Origin of the sequence: Phaeovulum molybdatiresistens (genome assembly GCF_023544865.1) — a bacterium.
GTDB lineage: Bacteria > Pseudomonadota > Alphaproteobacteria > Rhodobacterales > Rhodobacteraceae > Pontitalea.
Genome location: NZ_JAMJFX010000036.1, coordinates 1 through 22,093, shown reverse-complemented (window position 1 = coordinate 22,093; position 22,093 = coordinate 1). Strand labels below are relative to the sequence as shown.

Here is a 22,093-nt window from a genome sequence, read left to right as displayed (position 1 = left end):
GCGCCCGAAGCCAAACCCGGACAGTTGCGCCGAAAGGAAACCGTTCTGCATAACCGACTTCTTCAGCGGCCTGCTAGGGGTCATGGTTCTCGGTACGCGGTGTTCTAACCAGAGCGGTCGCAAACGATCGATTGCCCAAGATGGTGCAGGCCCATTTCGCTGCCGGTTTCGAGGCCCTTGATGTGTGGCAGCAGATGATGATCGAAGCCTGCCCTATGCGGGTCGCGGACCTGCTGAACGCTAAGGTCGACGCCGCCCCTATCCTTGATTCACAGCCCGTCCTGGCCGATCCCCCCCGCCTGATCCCGGCGGAACCGGATCAGGCGGGGCGCTTTCCCTGACCGGACCGGTCAGGTGCCGGGGTCAGGCCGGCATGCGGAGGATCGGCTTGATCACCGCGCCGGAGCGGGAATCCTCCAGCGCCTGTTCGATCTGGTCCATGTCGTAGAACTTGACCAGTCGGTCGAAGGGGAACCGCCCCTGCCCGAACAGATCGACCAGCGCCGGGATCAGTTGCCCCGACCGGCCACCGCCGCCCAGCACACCGATCACCCGCTTGCCCCAAAGCGTGCTCAGATGGTCAAGCGAGAACCGTGCATTCGCCGGCGCGCCGCCGATCAGCACCAGATGGCCCAGCATGCCGATCGTCTCGGCCAGTTGCTCGATCACCTTGATCACGCCGGTGCAGTCGAAGGCGTAATCGACGGTGCTGCCGGTGATCGCGCGCACCTCGGCCACCAGATCCTGCCTGCCCGAGTTGATCACATGGGTGGCGCCGAAATCGCGCGCCATTTCAAGGCGGTTGTCGTGGATGTCGGCGGCGATGATCCGCGTCACGCCCGAATTGCGCGCCGCCATGATCGCCGCCAGCCCCACCGCGCCGACCCCGGCGATCAGCACGGAATCGCCCAAGCGCGGCCGCGCCTCATTCAGGACCGCGCCCGCGCCGGTGCCCAGACCGCAGGCCAGCGGCCCAAGCAGGTCAATCGGCACCTCGTCCGGCACCTTGACCAGCGCGTCCGCCGTCACAACCGAATGGGTGGCAAAGGACGACTGGCCGAAGAAATGCCCGTTGATCGGCTTGCCGTCGCGGGTATAGGCTGTGGTGCCGGCCTGATCGCCCTTGAAGCGGCGGCCCGAGACCAGCGCCTCGCCCGTGCGCAGGCAATAGCGCGGTTCGCCGTCCAAGCAGTTGCGGCAGGTGCCGCAAGAGGGCCAGCCGATGATCACCTTGTCGCCCACCGCGACCTCGGTGACGCCGGGGCCGATCTGTTCGACCACGCCCGCGCCCTCGTGCCCAAGAACGGCGGGAAACGGCATCGGCATGTCGCCCGCCCGGGTGATCGCATCGGTATGGCAGACGCCGCAGGCGGTGATCCGCACCAGCGCCTCGCCGCGACCGGGGGGGGCCAGATCAATCTCTTGCAGGACAAAGGGGCCGTCCTTCTGCTCCACGACCAAGGCCTTGATCTTCATCGTATCCTCCATGGTTGAAGCGGTATCCTACAGCATCTGCAGGCCGGGTGTAATCACCCTTAGGGCCGCAGGCCCCGAAGGCCCGGGGCCGGCCCCCCCCGGATCAGGCTTTCTGTTGACTTTCAATGAATAGGCATCTACAATACCAATTACTTCAACAGCGGAGGGCTCGACATGGGCATTCAATCCGCGGCAGGGCTTCTGACATTGGTGGCGGTGCTTGCGCTCGCAGCGGTATTCCTGCGCGTGCGCCGGTTGGCGCATGACGATCGCGCCTACGCCCCGGTGCAAGGCAATGCCTATCGTGTGCGTGCCATCATTTTCTGGGTCATGGTTGTTGTGGGCCTGCCGCTGACCATCTGGCTGGTCCGGGTGAACCCCTATTCCCTTGCGGCGGATGCGCCGCAGGTCGTGCGCGCCACCGGCTATCAGTGGTATTGGGAACTTGACCGTGCGCAGGTCGAGGCGGGCAGGCCCGTCGTCTTCGAGGTCAGCAGCGCCGATGTCAATCACGGCTTCGGCCTTTATGACGCGCAAGGTGTGCTGGTCGCGCAGGTGCAAGCGATGCCGGGCTACATCAACCGGCTTTCCCATGTGTTCAAGGCACCCGGAACCTATCGGGTGCTGTGCCTTGAGTTCTGCGGCTTGGTGCATCACGGCATGACCACGGAAATCGAGGTCTCGGACGGAGGAGGGAGCGATGGCTGAGGCAACGATCCTGCCGCGTGCCGTGCATGTGGCTGACCGGGGCCGGCTTTGGGTGATGCTGTATCTGGCCGCCACGGGCCTGGTGTTGATCCTGATGATGCTGGCGGGGCTGCTGATGCGGCTGGCGCAATCGGGCTGGCTGCCGCTGGATCCGGCGCTGTTCTATCAGCTGATGACGGTGCATGGCACCGGCATGGTGGGCATCGCCGCGCTTGGCGGGGCGGCGGTGATGTGGCATTTCCTGTCGGCCCATGTGCGGCTGCACAGCTGGGTCATGGGCGGGAACCTTGCCCTGTTCCTGATCGGGGTAGTGGCGATCCTGATTGCCGATCTGATCGGCGGTTTCGCCGGCGGCTGGACCTTTCTTTACCCGCTTCCGGCGATCTCGCAGGGGGTCTGGCCGGTCTGGGCGGCGGTGTTGCATCTGCTGGGGCTTTTGCTAGTCGGCGTGGGTTTCCTGATCTGGTGCCTTGAGGTAGCGCGGGCGATCATCGCCGGATACGGCAGCCTTGCCCGGGGTCTGGGCTGGCATGTGCTGTTCGCCGGATCGACAAGGGATGTGCCGCCGCCCACCGTGGTTGCCGCGACGATGGTGGCGATCGTGACCACGCTGGCGCTGATCGCGGGGGCGGCGGTCATCGTGATGAGCCTGGTCAACCTTGCCTTCCCCGCGGTGCCGATCAATCCGCTGCTGGCCAAGAACCTGATCTATTTCTTCGGCCATGTGTTCATCAACGCCACGATCTACATGACCGTGACCGTGGTTTATGAACTGTTGCCGCGGATGACCGGGCGGCCGTGGAAAACCTCCAGGGTGTTCCTTGCCGCCTGGACGGTTTCGACGGTGATGGTGCTGATCATCTTCCCGCACCACCTGCTGATGGATTTCGCCATGCCGGTCTGGGCGGCGGCGCTTGGTCAGGTGCTTTCCTACGTCAATTCCTTCCCGATCCTGATCGTCACCGGGCTGGGAGCGCTGGCCATCGTGCATCGGTCGGGGCTGAAATGGGATCTGGTCTCGGCGCTGCTGCTGTTGTCGATGTTCGGCTGGATGGCGGGGGTGATCCCGGCTGTGATCGACGCGACGATCGCGGTCAATTCGGTGATGCACAACACGATGTGGGTGCCGGGGCATTTCCACTTCTACCTGCTTTTGGGGCTGCTGCCGATGATCTTCGCGCTGATGATCCATCTTGTGCGCCACGAGGACGTGACCCCGCATGGCAGCGATCTGGAGGCGGTGCTTTATGCCCTGTTCGGGCTGGGCTTCGTTTCGATGTTCCTGCTGGGCGGCTGGGCCAGCGTGCCGCGCCGCTGGGCGCAGCATCTGCCGGAATGGATGGTCTGGGACCAGATCGCCTCGGTCATGGCGCTGGGGGTGATCGCGCTGACCACCGTGTTCGTGGCCCGGTTCCTCGCGCATCTTCCGGCCCTGCTGCGCGAGGGGTAATGCCATGCGCGCCGCCCTTGCCACGCTGGCCGTCGCCTGTTGCGGAGCGGCGGCGCTTTGGTGGGGGACCGAGGGCGGGCAGGCGCTCACCTCCGAGGCGGCGCGGCGGCTGGATATCGCCCGCGCCCCCCGCGCCCTGCCCGATGTGGTGCTGCACGACCAGAACGGCGCGTTGACGCATCTGTCGGATTACCGCGCCGCTCCCGTGGTGCTGGAATTCGTCTATACCACCTGCCCCGACATCTGCCTGGCGCTTGGCACCGCGTTTGAACGGCTGGACGCCGCCCTGCCCCGGGATGCGCGGCTGATCTCAATCAGTTTCGATCCCGCCGATGATACCGCGCGCCTGGGTGATTTCGCCGACCGTTACGATGCGACCGCCCCGCGCTGGCGGGTCGCGGGCATCAAGGGCGACGCGGCGCGGGCGGCGCTGCTGGACCGCGCCGGGGTGGTGGTGATCCCCGACGGCTTTGGCGGTTTCGTCCACAATGCCGGGCTTTACCTTGTCGATGCGCAAGGCCGCCTGACCGCGGTCTTCGACCCCGAGGATACCCGGGGCCTGCGCGCCGCGCTTGCCGACGATGCGCGCTGAGCCCTGCATTGCCGCGGGCGTGGCGCTGGTGGTGCTGGCCGCCCTGCCGCCGCTGGCGCCGTGGTTGCAATCGCGCCTGCCCCTTGTGGTGCTGGGCCAATATCCGTTGCTTGTCCTTGGCGGCGCCCTGATCGGCCTGCGCCTTGCACGCGGCCGCCGCGCCGGATGGACCGCCGCCCCCGCCCTTGCCGGCGCGGCGCTTGCGATGGCCTTCTGGCTAGTGCCGCGCTGGATTGACGCGGCGCTGGCCGATCCGACGGTGGGCCTTGCCCGGGCGCTGTGCCTGTGGCTGCTGGCGGGCGTGCCGCTGGGCTGGGGCTGGGCGCAGGCGGGGCCGGTGCTGCGCGGCTTTGCGCTGGCCAATGCCGCCTCGATGCTGGCGGTGATGGGCTGGCTGCAACTGGCGATCCCGGCGCGGCTTTGCAACGCCTATCTGCTGTCGGATCAGCGCCTGCTGGGGATCGGGTTCCTTGCCGCCACGGCGGCGCTGGTCCTGAGCCTGTCCGCGCGGGCCTTCGTGGGCAGGGCAACGCGGCGCAACGCACCGGCGCGGGCGTGACCTCTGTCCGGTGGCGGCGGGATCAGTCCGCGCCGCCGCCGATCGTCTGCACCGCCTTCAGCGCATGGGCGCACGAGGCCCCGGCGCGCATTTCCGCGGCGACCCAGATCGCCTCCATGATCTGTTCCGGGCTGGCCCCTTCGCGTCCGGCGGCCTTGACATGGCCCTCGATGCACCAAGGGCATTGCGTGGCATGGGCCACCGCCACCGCGATCAGCTGCTTGGTGCGCTTGTCCGGCGCGCCCTCGGCGAAGACCGCCTACGAAAGGGCGCAAAAGGCATCTTCGGCCTTGGGCGCAAGCGCGCGGCGGCGCGCGGCCAGATCGCGGGTGGCGGGCGGCAGGGACGGGTCAGACATCGGCGGCCTCCTTCTCGAAGGGCGGGAACAGCACGTCGTTTTCCAGCCGGATATGTTCGGCCAGATCCACAAGGAACTCCTCCAGCCCGGCATAAAGCGCGGTCCAGGTGGGGCAGGCGCCCTCGGGCAGGGTCAGACCCGCGGTCAGGCGGCAGATTTCGGCAATCTCGTGGTGATGGTCGTCATGGTCGGCGCGCATCACCGTGATTGACGCCCGGATGCCAGCGCCGCCACCCCGGCGGATCGCCGGGAACAGGATCAGCTCTTCTTTTTTCATATGGACCTCCAGCGCGCCGATCATCCGTTGCAGCAGATCGGCAAGGCCCTCGGGGACATTCTCGTCGCCGAAATGCACGGTTTCGACCTTTTCGGCCAGCGCCGCCAGCCTGGGAAGTTGTTCGCGGTGGCGGGCGTGGAACCGGGTCTCGATATGGCGGGTCAGCGCGGCGAGGTCATCGGCGGGGGCGGTCTGGGTCATCGGGCTCTCCTCTCCGGGTGCCCGTGGGGATCGGCTGAAAGTTATCGCGGCGGTCCGGTTGGGCTTGAAATTCTGTGTAGTTCTGTTAATTGGTATTGTAAATACCGATTCAAGATGGACCATCGAACATGCGCCTGACCTCGTTCACCGATTACGGATTGCGGATGCTGATGCGGATGGCGGGCAGCCCCGACAAGGGCTTTTCCACCGCCGAGATGGCCGAGGAGTTCGGGCTTTCGCGCCACCACCTGACCAAGATCATCCAGAAACTGGCGCAGGCCGGTTACGTCGCCACCCGGCGCGGCAGCGGCGGCGGCGCGACACTGGCCCGCCCCGCGACCGAGATCCGTCTGGGCGAGATCATCCGCTTGCTGGAAGATGGCCAGCCGCTGGTCGAATGTTTCGCATCCGACGGCGGCGATTGCACCATCAACGGGCGTTGCCGGCTGAAGGCCCGCCTGCGCGCCGCCGAGGCGGCGTTCCTCGCCGACCTTGACCGCTCGACCCTGGCCGATATCGCGCTGCTCCCCGGCCTGCGCCCACAGGAGGAATTAGCCTGATGCACCCGTCGTTGACCAATGCGGAACGGCAGATCGGACTTGGCCTTGCGGTTGGTCTGGCGCTCCTTGGTCTGGCGATGGCGGCGATGGCACGCGATGGCGCGATGGCGGTGCATGGGGCAATCGCGCTGGCGCTTGGCCTTGGGCTGGTGTTCCGGCTGGGGGGCGCATTATATGACGCGGCCCCCGCCGGCCCGGACCGCGCCGCCCGCTATGACGATGCGCCAACCCGCTTTGGCATCACGATGACGCTGGCCTGGGCGATGATCGGCATGGGCGCGGGCATCTGGGTCGCCGCCCTGTTGTATTGGCCCGAGGGAACACCCCCCTGGCCCGCCACCAGCTTCGGCCGCCTGCGCCCGGTGCATACCACCGGCATCATCTTTGGCTTTGGCGGCAATGCGCTGATCGCGACCTCGTTCTGGGTGCTGCAACGCACGGCGCGGGCGCGGCTGGCCGATGCGATCAGCCCCTGGGTGGTGCTGATCGGCTATAACCTGTTCTGCACCTGGGCGGTCACCGGCTATCTGATGGGGTCAACCCAATCCAAGGAATATGCCGAGGCGGAATGGTATGCCGACCTGTGGCTTGTCGTGGTCTGGGTGATCTATTTCGCGCTTTACCTGCGCACGCTCGCGCGGCGGGCCGAGCCGCATATCTACGTCGCCAACTGGTATTACATGGCCTTCATCCTGGTGGTGGCGATGCTGCATATCGTCAACAACATCGCCCTGCCGGTCAGCCTTGCGGGCGCGAAAAGCTATACCGTCTGGGCCGGTGTGCAGGATGCGATGATCCAGTGGTGGTATGGCCACAACGCGGTCGCGTTCTTCCTGACCGCCGGGTTCCTGGGGATGCTGTATTACTTCCTGCCCGTCCGCTCTGGTCGGCCGATCTGGTCCTACCGGCTGTCGATCCTGTCGTTCTGGGGGATCGTGTTCTTCTATATCTGGGTCGGTTCGCACCACCTGCATTACACCGCCCTGCCCTATTGGGTGCAGACCCTGGGGATGACGTTTTCGGTGATGCTGCTGGTGCCAAGCTGGGCCTCGGCCGGCAACGCCATCGCCACGCTGAACGGCGCTTGGGGCCGCGTGCGCGACGATGCCACGCTACGCTTCATGTTTGTGGCGGCGGTGTTCTATGGCCTGTCCACGTTCGAGGGGTCTTTCCTTGCGATCCGCCCGGTGAACTCGCTGTCGCATTACACCGACTGGACCGTGGGCCATGTCCATTCCGGCACTTTGGGCTGGGTCGCGATGATCATTTTCGGCGCGATCTATACCATCGTGCCGCAGCTGGCGGGGCGCGAGGCGATGGCTTGGCCGAAGGCGGTCGAGTGGCACTTCTGGCTCGCCGTGCTTGGCACGCTGGTCTATGTCATCGCGATGTGGAACGCGGGCATCACGCAAGGGCTGATGTGGCGGACCTATGACGCGAACGGCGCGCTGTCCTACAGCTTCCTGCAATCGGTGCAGGCGATGGCGCCCTATTACCTGCTGCGCACCATCGGCGGCCTGATGTTCCTGACCGGGGCGGCGATCTGCGCGCTGAACTGCCGCGCCACGCTGCGGGCCGCCACAGCCCGCGACCTGCGAAACGACCGCCCGCTGGCGGCGCAACCGGCGGAGTAGTCCCATGGTCCTGCGGCTGCATTACAATCTGGAAAAGCTGTCGATGGGGCTGGTGGGGGCGATCATCCTTGCGGCCTCGGTCGGCGGCATCGTGGAAATCGCGCCGCTGTTCACCATCGACGAGACGGTGGAAATCCCCGCAGACCTGCGGGTGCTGACGCCGCTGGAACTGGCCGGCCGCGAGATCTACATGCGCGAGGGCTGCTATGCCTGCCACAGCCAGATGGTCCGCAGCCTGGCGGATGAGATCGACCGCTACGGCCCCTATTCGCTGGCGTCCGAAAGCGCCTATGACCATCCGATGCTGTGGGGGTCGAAACGCACCGGGCCGGATCTGGCGCGGGTCGGCGGGAAATATTCCGATCCCTGGCAGGTCGCGCATCTGATCGACCCGCGCGCGGTGGTGCCGGCCTCGATCATGCCGGCATACCCGTGGCTGATGCGGCCGCTGGATACCGCGGGCCTGCCCGGCGCGCTGGCCACGCTGGCGCGGCTGGGCCTGCCCTATGACGCGGCGATGATCGCGGGCGCAAAGGCCGACGCGCTGGCGCAAAGCCGCCCCGACGGGCCGGGAATCCAGGGCTTCCAGGATCGCCACGGCGACCGCCCCGCCCTGCGCGCCTTCGATGGCGATCCGGGCCGCCTGACCGAGATGGACGCGCTGGTCGCCTATCTGCAATCGCTGGGAACCCAGACCGCGGCCGCATCGGCGCTGCTGGAGGAGGCCCGCCATGAGCCATGACCTGCTGGTCCTGATCTCCAAGACATTCGGCCCGATCTGGATGATGGGGTTTCTTGTGGTGGTGGCGATCCGCGCCTTTGCGCCCTCGCGCCGGGCCGCGCATGACCGCGCCGCGCGCTCGATCTTGCAAAAGGACGAAGGCGATGCGTAACCCCTCCGACCCGCGTGCCCTGCCCGGTGCCGATCCGCATACCGGCAACCGGCTGGTCGACCCGGTGACCGGCTATGACACCACCGGCCACGACTGGGGCGGCATCCGCGAACTGAACACGCCCTTTCCTAGGATCGCGGTGATCGCGCTGCTGCTGACCTTCCTCTATTCGGTGATCACCTGGATCTTGCTGCCCGCCTGGCCGACGGGGAACGACTACACGCGCGGGCTTCTGGGGCTGGATCAGGGGCGCATGGCGCGGGACGGCTATCAGGCAGTGGACGCGACGCGGCAAGGTTGGCTGGCCGGTTTCTCCGATCCCGATTTCGCGGCGCTAGCCTCGGACGATCTGCTGATGGCGCAGGCCATGCCCGCCGCGGCGCGGCTGTTCGCCGACAATTGCGCCGCCTGCCACGGTGATGCCGGTGCCGGCGGGCCGGGCTTTCCGGCGCTGAACGATGCCGACTGGCTGTGGGGCGGTGCGCCGGAGACGGTGGCCGAGACGATCGCCCTTGGCATCAACGCCACCGACAACAGCCGCTTTGCCGAAATGGCCGCCTTCGACTGGCTGGAACCGGCCGAGCGTCAGGCGCTGGTCGATCATGTCGTGGCCTTGCCGCAGGGCACGGCGGCGACCGACAGCCCCGGCGCCGTGCTGTTCGCCGACAACTGCGCCGCCTGCCATGGCGATGGCGGAACCGGCGGGCTGATGACCGGGGCGCCCTCGCTGGCCGATGGCGCGGTGATCTACGGTCAGGACGCGGCGGCGGTGCGGACCACCCTGCGCCACGGCCGGCGCGGGGTGATGCCGGGCTGGAGTGGCCGGCTGTCCGGGACCGAGATCAACCTGCTGGCGCTGTATGTCGCGACCCTGCCGGAGGCCGCGCCATGACCCCCGCCCTGCAACGCCGCCTCGCCCTTGCGGGGGCCGCGGCCCTGATCGTGGCCTTTGCCGGGGCGAACCTGCACCTTGTGCTGGCGGCGGTCGGTTCGCAGCCCGCATGCAGCGCCGTCGCCGGGGCCCCCGCCCCCGCCCGGCGCAGTTGCTGAGGAGGGGCCGATGCTTGAACCGCTTCCCACCCTGCAAAAGCCGCGGCCCGTCGCAAAACCGCATGCGCGCCACCTGCCCGCCCGCGCCGCGCTGGACTGGCTCGCGGCGGGCTGGCGCGACCTTGCGCGCGGCCCCGGCACCAGCCTTGCCTATGGGGCGGTCGTTCTGGCCCTGTGCTGGGCGATGTTGTGGGCGCTGCACCGCGCCGGGATGCTTTACCTTGCCGCGCCCGCCCTGTCGGGTTTCCTGATCATCGGGCCGTTTCTGGCGGTCGGGCTTTATGAAAAAAGCCGCCTTCTCAGCCGCAACCAGCCGGTGCGCCTGATGGATATGGTGCCAATCCATCCGGCTTCGGGCGGCCAGATCGGCTATGCCGGGCTTTTGCTTGGCCTTCTGATCCTGTTCTGGCTCCGCGCAGCCGACCTGCTTTACGCCCTGTTTTTCGGGCTCCAACCCTTCCCCGGCGCGGCCGAGGCGTTGTCGAACGCCCTCGCCACGCCGAGGGGATGGGCGCTGATCGCGACAGGCACGCTGGTGGGCGGGCTATTCGCAGCCTTCGCCTTCGCGGTCAGCGTCTTTTCCATTCCGATGCTGGTCTCGACCCGGACCGATGCGCTCACGGCGATGGGCCGCAGCTTTGCGATGACGGCGCAGAACCTGGCGCCGATGCTGGCCTGGGGCGCGATCGTCACCGCCGGCATCGCCCTGTCGGTGCTGACCGGGCTGGTCGGGCTGCTGGTGATCTTTCCGCTGCTTGGCCATGGCACCTGGCATGCCTGGCGGGCGATTGACATCGAGGCGCAATGATGATCGGCTTTCTGATCCCGCTGTCGATCGCCATGGGCCTTGCCGGGCTTGCCGCCTTTGTCTGGGCGCTGCGCCACGGACAGTTCAACGACCCCCAGGGCGACGCCTGCCGCATCCTGATCCCGCAGCCACCCCAGCAATCCCCCCTGAAAGGAGAGCCAGATGTCCGATTGGTTGACGACGCTGATCACACCGACCCCCGCCGAAGGTTATGACCTTGCGGTGAAACTTGCCCGGGTTACGATCAAGATGACCCAGCCCGACGCCGAGGTGCGCGCAAAGCTGCGCCCGGAATATGCCGAGGATGCCGACGCGCTGATCGCGGTCAGCCAGGTGGTGGCAACGCATTTCGCCACCGTCGCCGCCGCAAACGGCTACTGGCGCCAACCCTGATGGGGCGGACACATTACCGGATGCCAGCGTCACCGCCGAAACCGTCCAAGATTCGGACCTGGTCGAGTGTGGACAGCCGAAACCCGTGTTTTTTAGGCAGACAGGCCACCCCCTAATCAGAGTTGTGGGCGAAGGTCGCGATGTCAGAACCGCAGACATGCGATTGACCAATGGCGTGTATTTGATTCAGCCAATACGTTATCGCCGCCGAAGCGCGATGACGGCTATGGCGCTCCAGACCGCAATCCGCAGCCCCATCGCGCCCATGGTGCGGCCCATCCACCCCCCGCCCTGCGCGACATGCCAAAGAAAGCCCAGGAAAACCGCCGCTGTCGCAAGGGCAATGGCACCCGCCAGCCATGCGGCCCACCTCGAACCGCGCCAGAGGCCGATCCCCGCAGCGATATAGGAAAATCCAGCGATGTAATTGAACCACAGCACGAAAGGCACCACCCCGGCACCCGGCGATATCAGGGCACGACCGCCAGAGATGATGGTGAGTGTGCCGAACAGAACGGCAATAATGGCTGCGGCGGTCAGGATACGGGGGCGTTCAGGCATGAAACTCTCTGATGCGCAGGGCGAATTTTCTCAGCATTGCAGGACATAGGTTCCCGGCGCCTCTGCGAGCGCCGGGTAACCCTGTTCCGGCGCACCGGGCGCTGTGGGGACGGGCTGAAGCTCGGGCGATGAGCGCGTGGCAAGCCAGTCACCCCATTCCAGCCACCAGGAGCCGTCCTTGCGGTTTGACTCCTCGGCCCATTGTTCCGAGGTCCGGCAGGTGACGCCAGCCTGTTTGGTGGCCACGCGGTAGCGCCGCCGGGGTCTTCCCGGCTCGCTGACGATGCCGGCGTTATGTCCACCGCTGGTCAGGACGAAGGTGACTTCGGCCCCGCTCAGATAATGGATCTTGTAGACCGATTGCCACGGCGCGACGTGATCGCGTTCGGTGCCGACGACGAAAAGCGGCACGCGGATGTTCTGGAGCGATGCCGGACGACCCTCGACCATGAAACGGCCGGCGGCCAGTTCGTTGTCGAGATAAAGCTTCTGCAGGTATTCGGAGTGCATCCGGTAGGGCATCCGGGTCGCATCGGCGTTCCAGGCCATCAGGTCGATCATCGGCGCGCGCTCGCCCATCAGATATTCGCGGATGCGGCGCGACCATACCAGGTCATTGGCGCGCAGCATCTGGAACGCGCCTGCCATCTGGTCGGCGGAAAGATAGCCGCGGGTCCACATCATGCTTTCCAGCATGTGCATCTGGCTGTGGTCGATGAAAAGCGCAAGTTCGCCCGGCTCGGTGAAGTCGGTCTGCGCCGCCAGCAGTGTGACCGAGGCCAGCCGGTCATCCCCCCGGCATCCCATCGAGGCGGCGGCAACCGACAGCAGCGTGCCACCAAGGCAATAGCCGGTAGCATGGATCTTCTGCCCCGGCACGATGGTGGAAACCGCATCCAGCGCCGCCATCACGCCGAGCTTGCGGTAATCCTCCATCCCCAGGTCGCGGTCCTCGGCCGTGGGATTGCTCCACGAGATGCAGAAGACGGTATACCCCTGCCCCACCAGCCAGCGGATCAGCGAATTCTGCGGCGACAGGTCGAGAATGTAGTATTTCATGATCCAGGCCGGCACAATCAGCACCGGCTCGGCCCGGACCGTCCCGGTCGTGGGGGCATACTGGATCAGCTCGATCAGGTCATTGCGATACACCACCTTGCCCGACGTGACCGCGACATCGCGGCCGACGACGAAATTCTCGGCCCCCACCGGCGGGCGGCCATCGGCCAGACGGGCGGCATCCTCCATCCAGTTCTGAAAGCCCTGCACAAGGTTCATGCCGCCCGTGCCGATGGTTCTGGCGATCACCTCGGGGTTGGTCATCGGATTGTTCGACGGCGAGATCGTGTCAAGGATCTGGCGGGTGGTGAAGGACACCACATCTTCGTGATGCGGCGTCACGCCGGGAACCCCGGTCGTGGCATCGCGCCACCACTGTTGCCCAAGCAGGAACCCCTGCGCCCAAAGGCTATAGGGCAGCCTGCCCCATTCCTCAGCGTCAAAGCGGTTGTCGCCTGCCGGGGCCTTGACCGGAGGCGGGTCGTCGCGGCTGGTGGCCGCGGCCATGGCATGGCTGGCAAACAGGGCGGCGGCCTTGCCGCCTTTCATCGCCAGTTCCATCTGCTTTCCGGGGGCATTGGCCAGATGCACCGACCAGTCGATGAACGCCAGTGCCAGCGCCGCCGGCGACAGGCCGCCGCTGAACCTTGCGCGCTGCGCCGACCAGACCCGGTCGGCCACCCGGAAGCTCTCGTCCTTGTCGCCATGATCTTCGGGGGTGGGGGTTTGCGGACTCATCCTGGGTTTTTCCTATGGCTCGGACTTCGTGTCATCCGGTCACGCTCATCGATCTGCGGAACAGCAACAAACTTGCCGAGAAGAAGGCCGCGCCCAGTCCCGCCATGAGCAGAAGCTGCGGCCAGACTGCCGAAAGCCCTGCGCCCCGGAATGCCACGGCCTTGGCGAAGGCAAGAAAGTGGCGCGAGGGCAGCGCCAGCGTCAGCTTCTGCACGAGGTCAGGCTGGCTTTCGACGGCGCCCATGCCTCCCGACAGCATGATCACCGGGATGATCACCATGATCACCAGAAGCGCGAACTGCGCCATGCTGCGAGCCAGCGTGCCCAGAAGCATCCCGATCGCCGCCGCCGCCCACAGATAGACTGCGGCACCGCCTACCAGCAGCGGCATCGCCCCCGACACCGGCACGTCGAGCACCCCCCGCACCACGATCAGCAAGGAGCCGGTGAAGGCCGCAAGCACCACGATCATCGTCGCCAATACCTTGGAAAACGCCACCTCGGCCGGGTTGATCGGCATCACCATCAGATGCTCGATCGTGCCATGCTCGCGCTCGCGCAGCATTGCCGCGCCGGTCAAGGCAATGGTCAGGACCGAGAGTTGATTGAGCAGCGACGACATCGCCTTGAACCAGACCGGATTGCTGTTGGGATTGAAGGCGCGGCGCAGTTCCAGTTTCAGGTCGGGGGCGGCGGCATCGGGGCCCATGCCCAGGAACACCCGGGCCTCCTGTTGCACTATGTTGCGCAGGTAATCGGTGCCAAGCTGGGCCTGCGACACCGCCGTGGCATCGGCCAGAAGCTGCGCATTCGGCGCGCGCCCGGCTATGGCGTCGGCGGCAAAGCGGGGCGGGAAGGACAGCACGAACATGATCTCGCCGCGGTCCATCGCGGCGGCGGCCTGATCGGCAGCCATCTCGACCGGCGTCTGGAACCAGGGCGGCATCAGCGCGTCCGAAATCTGACGCGACAGGGCCGAGCGGTCCTCGTCGACGATGGCGATCGAGGCATTGCGCACCGTGTCGCCCGCGCCCTGGGCCTCAAGCATGACGGCCACGACGAAGGACCAGGCAATCAGGATCACCATCACCGGATCGCCCAGGACACTTTTCAGTTCCTTGCCGGTCAGCCAGAGCGTGTTGATCAGGGGGCGCATCTACTTCTCCTGCTTTTTCAGAAGGGCGATCGCGATCCCGGTGAAGACGGGCCCGAACAGGGCAAGCCGCATCAGCGCGGCGCTGAGATCGGAGAGCCCGAGCCCCTTGGTATAGCTGCCGACGCTTGCCTTCATGTACCAGGTCGTCGGCCACAGGCTGCCCAGAACGCGGGCGGGACCATCGAGGGATGAGACCGGCGTCAGCATCCCCGAGAACTGGAGCGTCGGCATCACCGACAGCACGGTTGCGGCAAACACGGCGGTAACCTGCGTTGCCGTCATCATCGACACCATCAGGCCGAAACCGGTGGCCGCCACGACATAGGCAACCGTCGCCAGCACCAGAACCAGCGGATTGCCCTGCAGCGGCACCCCCAGCACCAGCACCACCAGCGCGGTCTGGATGGCAAAGTTCAGAAGGCCGATGCCGACATAGACCAGTTGCTTGCCGATCAGGAATTCGGCCCTGCCGGTCGGTGTCACATAGAAATTGGTGATCGTGCCGATCTCCTTTTCCCGTGCCACGCTGACCGCCATCAGGATCGCCGGGAACAGCAAAAGCAGCAGCGGCGGGATCGACGGCCCGATGGCGGGCAGGCTGGCCATGTCGGGGTTGTAGCGAAACCGCGGTTCCAGTGAGACGGGAGGTGGCATCTGCGCCTCGGCCCGCCCCGGCGCGATGGCCACCAGCGACGCCCCGTGGGCGCCCGAAACATAACTTTCGATGGTGCCGGCGCGCCCCGTGTCCGCACCGTCGATTGTCGCGGCAACGGCATTGCCATGATCTGCCCGAAGATCGGCACCAAAACCGGACGGGATCTCCAGCGCAAGCGCCAGTTCCCCGCTGGTCATCCGGTCATCCAGCGCCTGCACATCCATGATCGGCGGATATGGTGCGAACCATGGAGAATCGCGAAACGCCGACACATAGGCCCGGCTTGCGGGGCTGTCGTCATGGTCAAGGACGGCAAAGGGGATGTCGCGCACCTCTTGGGAAATGCCGAAGGACATGATGAGAAGCAGCAGCGCACTGCCAAGGAAGGCGAAGGCAAGCCGCACCGGATCGCGCCGCACCTGCATCGCCTCGCGCGAGGTGAAGGCCAGAAGGCGTGAAAGACTGAAGCCCGCCGCATCGGGGGCCTTTTCCGCCGTGGAGATCAGGGCGGGCGGGGCCTTGTCCTCGGGCTTGAGTTCGGCGGCCATATAGGCGATGAAAGCTTCCTCCAGCGATGCGGCACCGCTGTCGGCCACGATCTTGGCTGGCGGGTCCGACACCAGCACGCGCCCGGCATGCATCAGCGAGATCCGGTCGCAGCGCATCGCCTCGTCCATGAAATGGGTCGAGATGAAGATCGTCACCCTGTCCTTGCGCGACAGATCCATCAGCAGGCGCCAGAAATCGTCGCGCGCCTGCGGATCGACGCCCGAGGTCGGCTCGTCCAGGATCAGGATCTCGGGCGCATGGATCACCGCCACCGCCAGCGACAGCCGCTGCCGCAGCCCCAGCGGCAGGTCGCCAGCCTTCTGGTCCATGTGTTCGGTCAGGCCAAAGCGCGGCACCAGATCGTTCAGCCGCCTCGACGCAAGCTCTGTCCCCAGATGGTAAAGCCGGGTATGCAAGATCAGGTTTTCCCGCACCGTCAACTCGCCATAAAGCGAGAAGGATTGCGACATGAAGCCGACGCGCGCCCGCGCTTCCATCCCCTGATCGGCGATCGACTGGCCGAAGATCCAGGCCTCGCCCTCGGAGGCGGGCAGAAGGCCGGTCAGCATCTTCATCGTGGTCGTCTTGCCGCAACCGTTCGAGCCGAGAAAGCCGAAAATCTCGCCCTGCGGGATGTCGAAGCTGACGGAATCCACTGCGGTGAAATCGCCGAAGCGCCGGGTCAGGTTGCGCGCGCGAATGGCGATTTCGCCGCCTTCGGGCAGGGGCGCGCTTGCAAGGGGCGGAGGCGCTTCGGCCTTTTCACCCGACTGGCGCATGAGCGAGACATAGGCATCGCCGACCGAGGCGGTCCGCGTCCTTGCCATCAACTCGTCCGGGCTGCCCTCGGCCAGCACGCGACCGGCATCCATCGCCACCAGATGATCGAACAGCGCCGCCTCTTCCATATAGGCGGTCGAGACCAGCACGCTCATTTTCGGCCGGTCGGCCCGGATGGTGGCGATCAGATCCCAGAACTGCCGACGCGACAGCGGGTCCACCCCGGTTGTCGGCTCATCCAGCAGCAGGAAATCCGGGTCATGGATCAGCGAGGAACATAAGCCCAGCTTCTGCTTCATCCCGCCGGAAAGTTTGCCCGCCGGCCGGTCGAGAAACGGATGCAGCCCGGTGGCACGGGTCAGTCGTTCGATCCGCTCGCGCCGCTCGGCCCGGCCAAGGGCAAAAAGCTTGCCAAAGAACTCCATGTTCTCTCGCACCGACAGATCGTGATAGAGGTTGCGCCCCAATCCCTGCGGCATGAAGGCGATGCGCCCGCCCATAGCGGTGCGGTGGCGGGCGCGGGCCATGTCGCCGCCAAGGCAGGTCACCTCACCCTCCTGCAACCGCTTGGCCCCGGCGATCAGGCCCATCAGCGTCGATTTCCCCACCCCGTCCGGGCCGATCAGCCCGACCATCCGCCCCGCCGGAAGATCAAGCGTCAGATCGGCCAGCGCCGCCACCTTGCCATAGCGGTGCGTGACGCCTTCCAGCCGCGCCACGGGTTCCGGCGTGGCGGTCATGGCATGACCAGAAGCGGTGGGGTCAGCCCGTCGGGCCATGCGGTCAAGGTGCCATCGGGCGCGGCCAGCCGCACCCAGGCCAAACCGCGCACGCCAGTCTTGACCTGATCCACGCGGGCCAGAACGAAATCGGGCGGAATCCGCACCCGGACACGGAACATCAGGCTTTCGCGCTCGCTCAGCGTCTCGACCTGCTTGGGCGTGAACTGCGCCTGAGGCGAGACGAAGATCACCGTTGCCGGGACCGACTGGCCGGGCGCGATGTCTGCCACGATCCGCGCCTCGTCGCCGATGACGACGCGGGGCGCGTCGGTCGCGGACAGGAAGAACTCCATATAGACTTCGTCCAAGCTGATCAGTGTCAGGATCTTGCCGCCGCTGCCGACGATCTCGCCGAGCTGGGCAAGGCGGTAAAGCACCCGCGCAGGCCCGGTGGCATGCAGCGTGGAGTCTGCAATCCGCGCGGTAATTTCGGCGCGGGCGGCCGCTTCGGCCTCGACCCCGCGCTCCTTCGACAAGCGCGTTGCCTCTGCGGCGGCCAGATTGGCCTCGGCCAGTTGCGTCTCGGTCCGCTTCACGTCGAGGTTCACGCGCGAGATCACGTCACGTTCGCCCAGCGTTTCGGCACGGGCCTGCTCGCTTTGCGCGAGGGCCAGCCGCGCCTGCGCCTCCTTGACCTGCGCGGCAGCCACCCCCACGGAGGCCTCGGCGCTGGCAACGGCCGCGTCGGCGCGGGCAAGCTGGGCACGCAATTCGGCGGTATCCATCACCGCCAGCACATCGCCTGCCTTGACAAGATCGCCCTCGCGCACCCGGATTTCTGCCACCCGCCCGGCGAGTTTCGGCGAGACGTCGATCAGATCGGCCTCGATCCGGCCATTGCCGCGCGAAAACCCGTCCGGCGGCAGGTCGGAGGGGCGGAGCAGCACCGTCCAGGCGCCAAAGCCCAGAAGGCCGCCGAGAAGGACGACAATGATGAGGATACGGCGCGACATTTCTGGTTTCTCCGGGACGGTGCAGGGCGGCGTTCAGGGACAGGCGCGGATCATGGTGGCGGCGTCCCGCCATAGAAGCGTTCAAGCGCGGAGACGGCCTCTGCGGCGGTATCGACCACCGTGAAAAGGCCGAGATCGGCGGGGGCGATCATCCCCTCGGCAACAAGAAAGCCGAAATCGGCCGCCCGGCTCCAGAATGAGGAACCCACCAGAACGATCGGGATTGGGGCCATCTTGCCGGTCTGGACCAGCGTCAGAACCTCGAACACCTCATCGAGCGTGCCAAAGCCGCCCGGGAATGCAACCAGTGCCCGGGCCCGCAAGGCGAAATGCATCTTGCGGATCGCAAAATAGCGAAAGCGGAAGGCGAGGTCGGGGGTGATGTAGGGATTGGGCAACTGTTCCTGCGGCAGGGTGATGTTGAGCCCGATCGACCGGGCCCCGACTTCCCATGCGCCACGGTTCGCAGCTTCCATGATCCCGGGGCCGCCTCCGGTCACGACGACGAAATCGCGCCGCCCCTCCTCCTGGAAGCGGTGCGAGACTATTGCAGCGAAGCGCCGCGCCTCGTCGAGATACCGCCTGTGCCGCTCTGCCCGCTCCGGATCGACCCCTTGCCCGCCCGCCGCCATCCGGGCGCTGCCGAACACGACGACGGTCGAGCGGATGGCATGTTGGCGCAGGGCGCGCTCGGGCTTCACCAGTTCCAGTTGTAGGCGCAGCGGTCTAAGATCGGCATCCGTCAGCAGGTCGCCATCCTCATGGGCGAGGCGATAGGATGGGTTGGCCTGGATCGTGGCCCTGAGGCTTTCTGGATCGTCCGGCGGGTTCATGGCCCGGCCCCTTTGTGTCGGGGCGCGGGCCAGTCGAGCGCGGCGCCCCGTTCCGGGACGATGGTGGGCCAGCCGAAATCCTCGCGCAGACGGCCCGCGAAGCCCTCGGCGACCTGCGCCTCTCCGTGGGTGACGATAACTTTCGACGGAACCCGGCGGAAACGGCCGGCCCAGTCAAGAAGCGCAGGCTGGTCGGCATGGGCGGAAAACCCGTTCAGTGTATGCACTGACGCCCGGACCGGAATATCATCGCCGAAGATCCGGACGCGACGCGCCCCATCCACCAGCCGACGCCCCAGTGTGCCCTGCGCCTGAAAGCCGGTGATCAGGATCGCGGATTCCGGCCGTGGCAGGTTGTGGCGCAAGTGATGCCGGATGCGGCCGGCGTCGCACATGCCGCTGGCCGATATGATGATTGCGCCAGCCTCGATCTGGTTGAGGGCCCTCGACTCCTCGGTGCTGGCGGTAAACCGCAGCCGGGGCCTGTCCGACGCGGCCTCGTGCCAGTCGACAAGGTTTCGTGCCTCCTCGTCGAAAAGGGCCAGATGGTTTTTTGTGATCTGCGTGGCGCGATCGGCCATGGGCGAGTCGACGAAGATCGACAGATCGCGCAGCCGGCCCTGTCGCGAGAGGCAGTGCAGGTGATAGAGGATCTCCTGCGTGCGCCCGACCGCAAAGGCCGGCATGATCACGTTGCCACCGCGCTTTCTGGTTTCGGTGATAACGGTGACCATCTCGTCGAGCGTCGCGGCCTGATCGCGGTGGGCCCGGTCGCCATAGGTGGATTCCATCACCAGAATGTCGGCCTCCGCAATCGTTGCGGGATCATGGAGGATGGCGCGCCCCGGCTGGCCCAGATCGCCGGAAAAGACCAGTTTCACGGTCTCGGCGGCCTCGGCGATCCAGATCTCGATGATTGCCGATCCGAGGATGTGGCCCGCGTCGCGGAAGATGCAGACGACATCTGGATGCGGCGCGATGCTTTCCTGATAGGAGTGACCCCGCACCTGCCGCAAGCAGGCCTCGGCGTCGCGCACCGTGTATATCGGGGTCACGGGTTCGGGCGCCGCCCGCCGCTTGTCCCGCCCGCCGCGGGCCGCCCGCGCGGCGTCCATTTCCTGGATATGGGCGCTGTCGCGCAGCATCACCTCAAGCAGATCGGCGGTTGCCGGGGTTGTCAGGACCGGGCCGGTGAAACCCGCCTTCGTCAGCTTTGGCAGCATTCCGCTGTGGTCGATATGCGCATGGGTCAGCAGCACGAAATCCAGCGACCGCGGATCAAAGGCAAAGGGCTGACGGTTGCGGGTGGCCGCACTCGCGCCACCCTGAACCATCCCGCAATCGACCAGAAACCGCGCCGTGGCAGTCTCGATCAGATAGCTCGATCCGGTCACTTCGCGTGCCGCCCCGAGAACCGTCAGCTTCATGCCCCGCCCTCCTGCGTGTGCACCGCCGCAAGAAGGCCCGCGCGATAGATCACCCATACCCGCAACGCATCGGTACGCATGCGCGCGCTGTCGCCATGGATGAGATTCTGCATCACAAGCCCCTGAATCATCCCCAGAAAAAGTGCCGCAGCCGCATCGATATCAAGACCGGGGGGCAGGACACCTTCGGCGCGCGCGGCCGCAAGGATCCGGCGCAGCCGGTTGCCATAGTTTTCGACCAGCGCCCGCGCCATCCGCTTTGCAGGGGTCTCACCGGCGTTCTGCAACTGTCCAGCCATCATGCGCGGCACGCCCGGATGCTCGGCGATGAAGTCGACATGGCCGAGGAACATCGCCTCAAGCGCCGCGAGCGGATCCGACTCCGCCCCCGCCAGCCGGTCGATGCGCGCCAGCAGACGGTCGGAGACCCACTCCATGACGCCCAGCCAGATCGCGTCCTTGGTGGGGAAATGCCGAAACAGCGCGCCCTGCGTCAACTTCATCCGCGCGGCAATGGCGGAGGTGGTTATCTCTTCCGGATTGGCGCTTGCGGCAAGCTTGATCACCGCCTCGACCGCTTCGGCCCGGCGCTCCTCCGATGGCAGATGTCTGGCGCGTGGTGTCATTGGTTACTTGCTCCGTTATGTAAGCAAGTAATTACTTTGACATGAAGGCAGAAGATATGTCAATAAAATAAAGGAAGTGATGCGACTCATCTGCTCAAGATGCCATTGACATACAAAATAGTAATTGATCGCTTGCTTTTACCAAGACCACAGGATCAGACAGAGGAGGGTGATCCATGGGTTTCCAAGCCCGCAAGGCCATGCTGTTCCTGCAGCTTGCCGTCGCGTTCTGCGCAATGCCGACTCAGCCGATGTTTGCCGATGCGATGACCGACGCAGAGATCACCGCGCAGATCATCGACAAGGATCTGGTGACGCGGCGCGCGGGCATGACCGTGCATCTGCGTTATGATCCGGACGGATCCGTGACGGTGAGAGCGCCACTGTTCTCCGGTCGCGGTCGCTGGACGCTTACAGGCGGCATCCTCTGCATGACCCTGACAGAGGGGCCACGGCGGGGCGAGACCTGCCACACATTCGAGGGGATGGGCGCAGACAGCTATCGAAACTCCGAAGGGCAGATCTTGCAACACCGGTGAGGCAACGTCTGCGGGGATCTTCGGGAAGAGGGCGCAGTTGTTCGGCGTGCTGTCTCGCAATCTCGGCAAACCGGGTTCGCTCGATGCAGGCTGGCTCGCGCCTTGGCACGTCACTCTCTGGACAAGACACGCTTGCGAAATGATCGGTTGATGGCACTGCGATCTCTGCACATCATCGCCCGACCACCAAACTCGGAGAGAGCGCCAAGTGGCTAGCATCACGATCCGAAATCTGGATGATGGCGTCAAGAAGCGCTTGCGGGCGCGCGCCGCCGAGCATGGACGCTCGATGGAAGAGGAAGCGCGAGAGCTCCTGAGAGAGGTCGGGTACTATCCTGAATTTTGTGCCCTGACGTGGTAACTGCTCTCAGAGGCTGATCCGAAACTGGTGGAGTGAACTCAGCAGGTTGTGATTCTGTTCGGTTGTAAAGCTGAACGGAGATCACGATGGCCTGGACCGAATTCACCCGCCCCCG

26 protein-coding genes and 1 pseudogene are annotated in these 22,093 nt (G+C 65.9%); 16 read left to right on the top strand and 11 right to left on the bottom strand.

The genetic code is table 11. The features are described from left to right. The first annotated feature begins 140 nt into the window (after positions 1 to 140). Positions 141 to 341 carry a hypothetical protein gene (locus MXB90_RS16110; protein WP_250046453.1) on the top strand — a complete coding sequence of 67 codons (201 nt, stop codon included), beginning with the start codon at positions 141 to 143 and terminating at the stop codon, positions 339 to 341. 22 nt (positions 342 to 363) lie between these two features. Here the strand turns inward: MXB90_RS16110 and MXB90_RS16105 are convergent, their stop codons facing one another. Further along, positions 364 to 1,476, bottom strand: coding sequence for an NAD(P)-dependent alcohol dehydrogenase (locus tag MXB90_RS16105; protein WP_250046452.1), 1,113 nt, complete (start codon positions 1,474 to 1,476; stop codon positions 364 to 366). A 174-nt stretch (positions 1,477 to 1,650) separates the two neighbouring features. Here MXB90_RS16105 and MXB90_RS16100 point away from each other — a divergent pair, with 174 nt between their 5' ends. The 4 genes from MXB90_RS16100 to MXB90_RS16085 are packed head-to-tail and all read left to right on the top strand — an operon-like array spanning position 1,651 to position 4,785. Next, complete coding sequence (locus tag MXB90_RS16100) at positions 1,651 to 2,184, top strand: cupredoxin domain-containing protein (protein ID WP_250046451.1); 534 nt, start codon at positions 1,651 to 1,653, stop codon at positions 2,182 to 2,184. After that, positions 2,177 to 3,634 (top strand): cbb3-type cytochrome c oxidase subunit I, encoded by a 1,458-nt coding sequence (locus MXB90_RS16095; protein ID WP_250046450.1) that lies wholly within the window; start codon positions 2,177 to 2,179, stop codon positions 3,632 to 3,634. Before MXB90_RS16100 ends, MXB90_RS16095 begins: the two co-directional genes overlap by 8 nt. 4 nt (positions 3,635 to 3,638) lie before the next feature. Continuing rightward, positions 3,639 to 4,226 carry an SCO family protein gene (locus MXB90_RS16090; RefSeq protein WP_250046449.1) on the top strand — a complete coding sequence of 196 codons (588 nt, stop codon included), beginning with the start codon at positions 3,639 to 3,641 and terminating at the stop codon, positions 4,224 to 4,226. After that, positions 4,216 to 4,785, top strand: coding sequence for a hypothetical protein (locus MXB90_RS16085; protein ID WP_250046448.1), 570 nt, complete (start codon positions 4,216 to 4,218; stop codon positions 4,783 to 4,785). Before MXB90_RS16090 ends, MXB90_RS16085 begins: the two co-directional genes overlap by 11 nt. Positions 4,786 to 4,807: 22 nt before the next feature. Here MXB90_RS16085 and MXB90_RS16080 read toward each other — a convergent pair. Together MXB90_RS16080 and MXB90_RS16075 are read right to left on the bottom strand one after the other, a co-directional pair. Continuing rightward, positions 4,808 to 5,029, bottom strand: a pseudogene (locus tag MXB90_RS16080) (carboxymuconolactone decarboxylase family protein); the annotation flags it as partial. A 106-nt stretch (positions 5,030 to 5,135) separates the two neighbouring features. After that, positions 5,136 to 5,621, bottom strand: coding sequence for a hemerythrin domain-containing protein (locus MXB90_RS16075; protein ID WP_250046446.1), 486 nt, complete (start codon positions 5,619 to 5,621; stop codon positions 5,136 to 5,138). A 128-nt stretch (positions 5,622 to 5,749) separates the two neighbouring features. On the opposite strand from MXB90_RS16075, the gene MXB90_RS16070 reads away from it, so the two are divergent. From MXB90_RS16070 to MXB90_RS16030, 9 genes are read left to right on the top strand one after another with little or no spacing between them, the layout of a single operon-like run. Beyond that, entirely contained in the window at positions 5,750 to 6,181 is a 432-nt protein-coding gene (locus tag MXB90_RS16070) for an RrF2 family transcriptional regulator (protein ID WP_250046445.1), read from the top strand. Next, positions 6,181 to 7,815 (top strand): cytochrome-c oxidase, cbb3-type subunit I, encoded by a 1,635-nt coding sequence (gene ccoN, locus MXB90_RS16065; RefSeq protein ID WP_250046444.1) that lies wholly within the window; start codon positions 6,181 to 6,183, stop codon positions 7,813 to 7,815. The genes MXB90_RS16070 and ccoN overlap by 1 nt, the downstream gene beginning before the upstream one ends. Before the next feature lie 4 nt (positions 7,816 to 7,819). After that, the gene (gene ccoO / locus MXB90_RS16060) at positions 7,820 to 8,557 is read left to right on the top strand and encodes a cytochrome-c oxidase, cbb3-type subunit II (protein ID WP_250046443.1); all 738 of its coding nucleotides are present in this window, start codon (positions 7,820 to 7,822) and stop codon (positions 8,555 to 8,557) included. Then, on the top strand, positions 8,547 to 8,708 hold the full coding sequence (locus MXB90_RS16055) for a CcoQ/FixQ family Cbb3-type cytochrome c oxidase assembly chaperone (protein ID WP_250046442.1): 162 nt from the start codon (positions 8,547 to 8,549) through the stop codon (positions 8,706 to 8,708). The genes ccoO and MXB90_RS16055 overlap by 11 nt, the downstream gene beginning before the upstream one ends. Then, complete coding sequence (ccoP, locus tag MXB90_RS16050; protein ID WP_250046441.1) at positions 8,701 to 9,600, top strand: cytochrome-c oxidase, cbb3-type subunit III; 900 nt, start codon at positions 8,701 to 8,703, stop codon at positions 9,598 to 9,600. The genes MXB90_RS16055 and ccoP overlap by 8 nt, the downstream gene beginning before the upstream one ends. After that, complete coding sequence (locus tag MXB90_RS16045) at positions 9,597 to 9,758, top strand: hypothetical protein (RefSeq protein WP_250046440.1); 162 nt, start codon at positions 9,597 to 9,599, stop codon at positions 9,756 to 9,758. The genes ccoP and MXB90_RS16045 overlap by 4 nt, the downstream gene beginning before the upstream one ends. A gap of 10 nt (positions 9,759 to 9,768) precedes the next feature. Further along, on the top strand, positions 9,769 to 10,566 hold the full coding sequence (locus MXB90_RS16040) for a DUF2189 domain-containing protein (RefSeq protein ID WP_250046439.1): 798 nt from the start codon (positions 9,769 to 9,771) through the stop codon (positions 10,564 to 10,566). Next, entirely contained in the window at positions 10,563 to 10,781 is a 219-nt protein-coding gene (gene ccoS / locus MXB90_RS16035; protein WP_250046438.1) for a cbb3-type cytochrome oxidase assembly protein CcoS, read from the top strand. Before MXB90_RS16040 ends, ccoS begins: the two co-directional genes overlap by 4 nt. Continuing rightward, entirely contained in the window at positions 10,729 to 10,959 is a 231-nt protein-coding gene (locus MXB90_RS16030) for a hexameric tyrosine-coordinated heme protein (protein ID WP_250046437.1), read from the top strand. Before ccoS ends, MXB90_RS16030 begins: the two co-directional genes overlap by 53 nt. 198 nt (positions 10,960 to 11,157) lie before the next feature. Here MXB90_RS16030 and MXB90_RS16025 read toward each other — a convergent pair whose 3' ends face one another. The 8 genes from MXB90_RS16025 to MXB90_RS15990 are packed head-to-tail and all read right to left on the bottom strand — an operon-like array spanning position 11,158 to position 21,078. After that, positions 11,158 to 11,520, bottom strand: coding sequence for a hypothetical protein (locus MXB90_RS16025; RefSeq protein WP_250046436.1), 363 nt, complete (start codon positions 11,518 to 11,520; stop codon positions 11,158 to 11,160). Positions 11,521 to 11,550: 30 nt separating this feature from the next. Further along, entirely contained in the window at positions 11,551 to 13,317 is a 1,767-nt protein-coding gene (locus MXB90_RS16020; protein ID WP_250046435.1) for a PHA/PHB synthase family protein, read from the bottom strand. A gap of 31 nt (positions 13,318 to 13,348) precedes the next feature. After that, positions 13,349 to 14,473, bottom strand: coding sequence for an ABC transporter permease (locus MXB90_RS16015; RefSeq protein WP_250046434.1), 1,125 nt, complete (start codon positions 14,471 to 14,473; stop codon positions 13,349 to 13,351). Further along, a complete protein-coding gene (gene rbbA / locus MXB90_RS16010; RefSeq protein WP_250046433.1) occupies positions 14,474 to 17,197 on the bottom strand; it encodes a ribosome-associated ATPase/putative transporter RbbA in 2,724 nt (907 codons plus the stop codon). Beyond that, entirely contained in the window at positions 17,194 to 18,192 is a 999-nt protein-coding gene (locus MXB90_RS16005; RefSeq protein ID WP_250046432.1) for an HlyD family secretion protein, read from the bottom strand. Before MXB90_RS16005 ends, rbbA begins: the two co-directional genes overlap by 4 nt. Before the next feature lie 50 nt (positions 18,193 to 18,242). Continuing rightward, a complete protein-coding gene (locus MXB90_RS16000; protein WP_250046431.1) occupies positions 18,243 to 19,025 on the bottom strand; it encodes an LOG family protein in 783 nt (260 codons plus the stop codon). Beyond that, on the bottom strand, positions 19,022 to 20,452 hold the full coding sequence (locus MXB90_RS15995) for an MBL fold metallo-hydrolase RNA specificity domain-containing protein (protein ID WP_250046430.1): 1,431 nt from the start codon (positions 20,450 to 20,452) through the stop codon (positions 19,022 to 19,024). The genes MXB90_RS16000 and MXB90_RS15995 overlap by 4 nt, the downstream gene beginning before the upstream one ends. Next, positions 20,449 to 21,078 carry a TetR/AcrR family transcriptional regulator gene (locus tag MXB90_RS15990; protein ID WP_250046429.1) on the bottom strand — a complete coding sequence of 210 codons (630 nt, stop codon included), beginning with the start codon at positions 21,076 to 21,078 and terminating at the stop codon, positions 20,449 to 20,451. The genes MXB90_RS15995 and MXB90_RS15990 overlap by 4 nt, the downstream gene beginning before the upstream one ends. Positions 21,079 to 21,254: 176 nt before the next feature. Between MXB90_RS15990 and MXB90_RS15985 the strand changes: the two genes are divergently transcribed. Continuing rightward, positions 21,255 to 21,617, top strand: coding sequence for a hypothetical protein (locus MXB90_RS15985; protein ID WP_250046428.1), 363 nt, complete (start codon positions 21,255 to 21,257; stop codon positions 21,615 to 21,617). A 208-nt stretch (positions 21,618 to 21,825) separates the two neighbouring features. Continuing rightward, positions 21,826 to 21,978, top strand: coding sequence for a FitA-like ribbon-helix-helix domain-containing protein (locus MXB90_RS17880; RefSeq protein WP_462982317.1), 153 nt, complete (start codon positions 21,826 to 21,828; stop codon positions 21,976 to 21,978). The last annotated feature ends 115 nt before the right edge of the window (positions 21,979 to 22,093 follow it).

Bases quoted from the DNA above. Each gene is read 5' to 3' on its own strand.
- MXB90_RS16110 (WP_250046453.1), top strand. From the start codon at position 141: ATGGTGCAGGCCCATTTCGCTGCCGGTTTCGAGGCCCTTGATGTGTGG.
- MXB90_RS16105 (WP_250046452.1), bottom strand. From the start codon at position 1,476: ATGAAGATCAAGGCCTTGGTCGTGGAGCAGAAGGACGGCCCCTTTGTC.
- MXB90_RS16100 (WP_250046451.1), top strand. From the start codon at position 1,651: ATGGGCATTCAATCCGCGGCAGGGCTTCTGACATTGGTGGCGGTGCTT.
- MXB90_RS16095 (WP_250046450.1), top strand. From the start codon at position 2,177: ATGGCTGAGGCAACGATCCTGCCGCGTGCCGTGCATGTGGCTGACCGG.
- MXB90_RS16090 (WP_250046449.1), top strand. From the start codon at position 3,639: ATGCGCGCCGCCCTTGCCACGCTGGCCGTCGCCTGTTGCGGAGCGGCG.
- MXB90_RS16085 (WP_250046448.1), top strand. From the start codon at position 4,216: ATGCGCGCTGAGCCCTGCATTGCCGCGGGCGTGGCGCTGGTGGTGCTG.
- MXB90_RS16075 (WP_250046446.1), bottom strand. From the start codon at position 5,621: ATGACCCAGACCGCCCCCGCCGATGACCTCGCCGCGCTGACCCGCCAT.
- MXB90_RS16070 (WP_250046445.1), top strand. From the start codon at position 5,750: ATGCGCCTGACCTCGTTCACCGATTACGGATTGCGGATGCTGATGCGG.
- ccoN (WP_250046444.1), top strand. From the start codon at position 6,181: ATGCACCCGTCGTTGACCAATGCGGAACGGCAGATCGGACTTGGCCTT.
- ccoO (WP_250046443.1), top strand. From the start codon at position 7,820: ATGGTCCTGCGGCTGCATTACAATCTGGAAAAGCTGTCGATGGGGCTG.
- MXB90_RS16055 (WP_250046442.1), top strand. From the start codon at position 8,547: ATGAGCCATGACCTGCTGGTCCTGATCTCCAAGACATTCGGCCCGATC.
- ccoP (WP_250046441.1), top strand. From the start codon at position 8,701: ATGCGTAACCCCTCCGACCCGCGTGCCCTGCCCGGTGCCGATCCGCAT.
- MXB90_RS16045 (WP_250046440.1), top strand. From the start codon at position 9,597: ATGACCCCCGCCCTGCAACGCCGCCTCGCCCTTGCGGGGGCCGCGGCC.
- MXB90_RS16040 (WP_250046439.1), top strand. From the start codon at position 9,769: ATGCTTGAACCGCTTCCCACCCTGCAAAAGCCGCGGCCCGTCGCAAAA.
- ccoS (WP_250046438.1), top strand. From the start codon at position 10,563: ATGATGATCGGCTTTCTGATCCCGCTGTCGATCGCCATGGGCCTTGCC.
- MXB90_RS16030 (WP_250046437.1), top strand. From the start codon at position 10,729: ATGTCCGATTGGTTGACGACGCTGATCACACCGACCCCCGCCGAAGGT.
- MXB90_RS16025 (WP_250046436.1), bottom strand. From the start codon at position 11,520: ATGCCTGAACGCCCCCGTATCCTGACCGCCGCAGCCATTATTGCCGTT.
- MXB90_RS16020 (WP_250046435.1), bottom strand. From the start codon at position 13,317: ATGAGTCCGCAAACCCCCACCCCCGAAGATCATGGCGACAAGGACGAG.
- MXB90_RS16015 (WP_250046434.1), bottom strand. From the start codon at position 14,473: ATGCGCCCCCTGATCAACACGCTCTGGCTGACCGGCAAGGAACTGAAA.
- rbbA (WP_250046433.1), bottom strand. From the start codon at position 17,197: ATGACCGCCACGCCGGAACCCGTGGCGCGGCTGGAAGGCGTCACGCAC.
- MXB90_RS16005 (WP_250046432.1), bottom strand. From the start codon at position 18,192: ATGTCGCGCCGTATCCTCATCATTGTCGTCCTTCTCGGCGGCCTTCTG.
- MXB90_RS16000 (WP_250046431.1), bottom strand. From the start codon at position 19,025: ATGAACCCGCCGGACGATCCAGAAAGCCTCAGGGCCACGATCCAGGCC.
- MXB90_RS15995 (WP_250046430.1), bottom strand. From the start codon at position 20,452: ATGAAGCTGACGGTTCTCGGGGCGGCACGCGAAGTGACCGGATCGAGC.
- MXB90_RS15990 (WP_250046429.1), bottom strand. From the start codon at position 21,078: ATGACACCACGCGCCAGACATCTGCCATCGGAGGAGCGCCGGGCCGAA.
- MXB90_RS15985 (WP_250046428.1), top strand. From the start codon at position 21,255: ATGGGTTTCCAAGCCCGCAAGGCCATGCTGTTCCTGCAGCTTGCCGTC.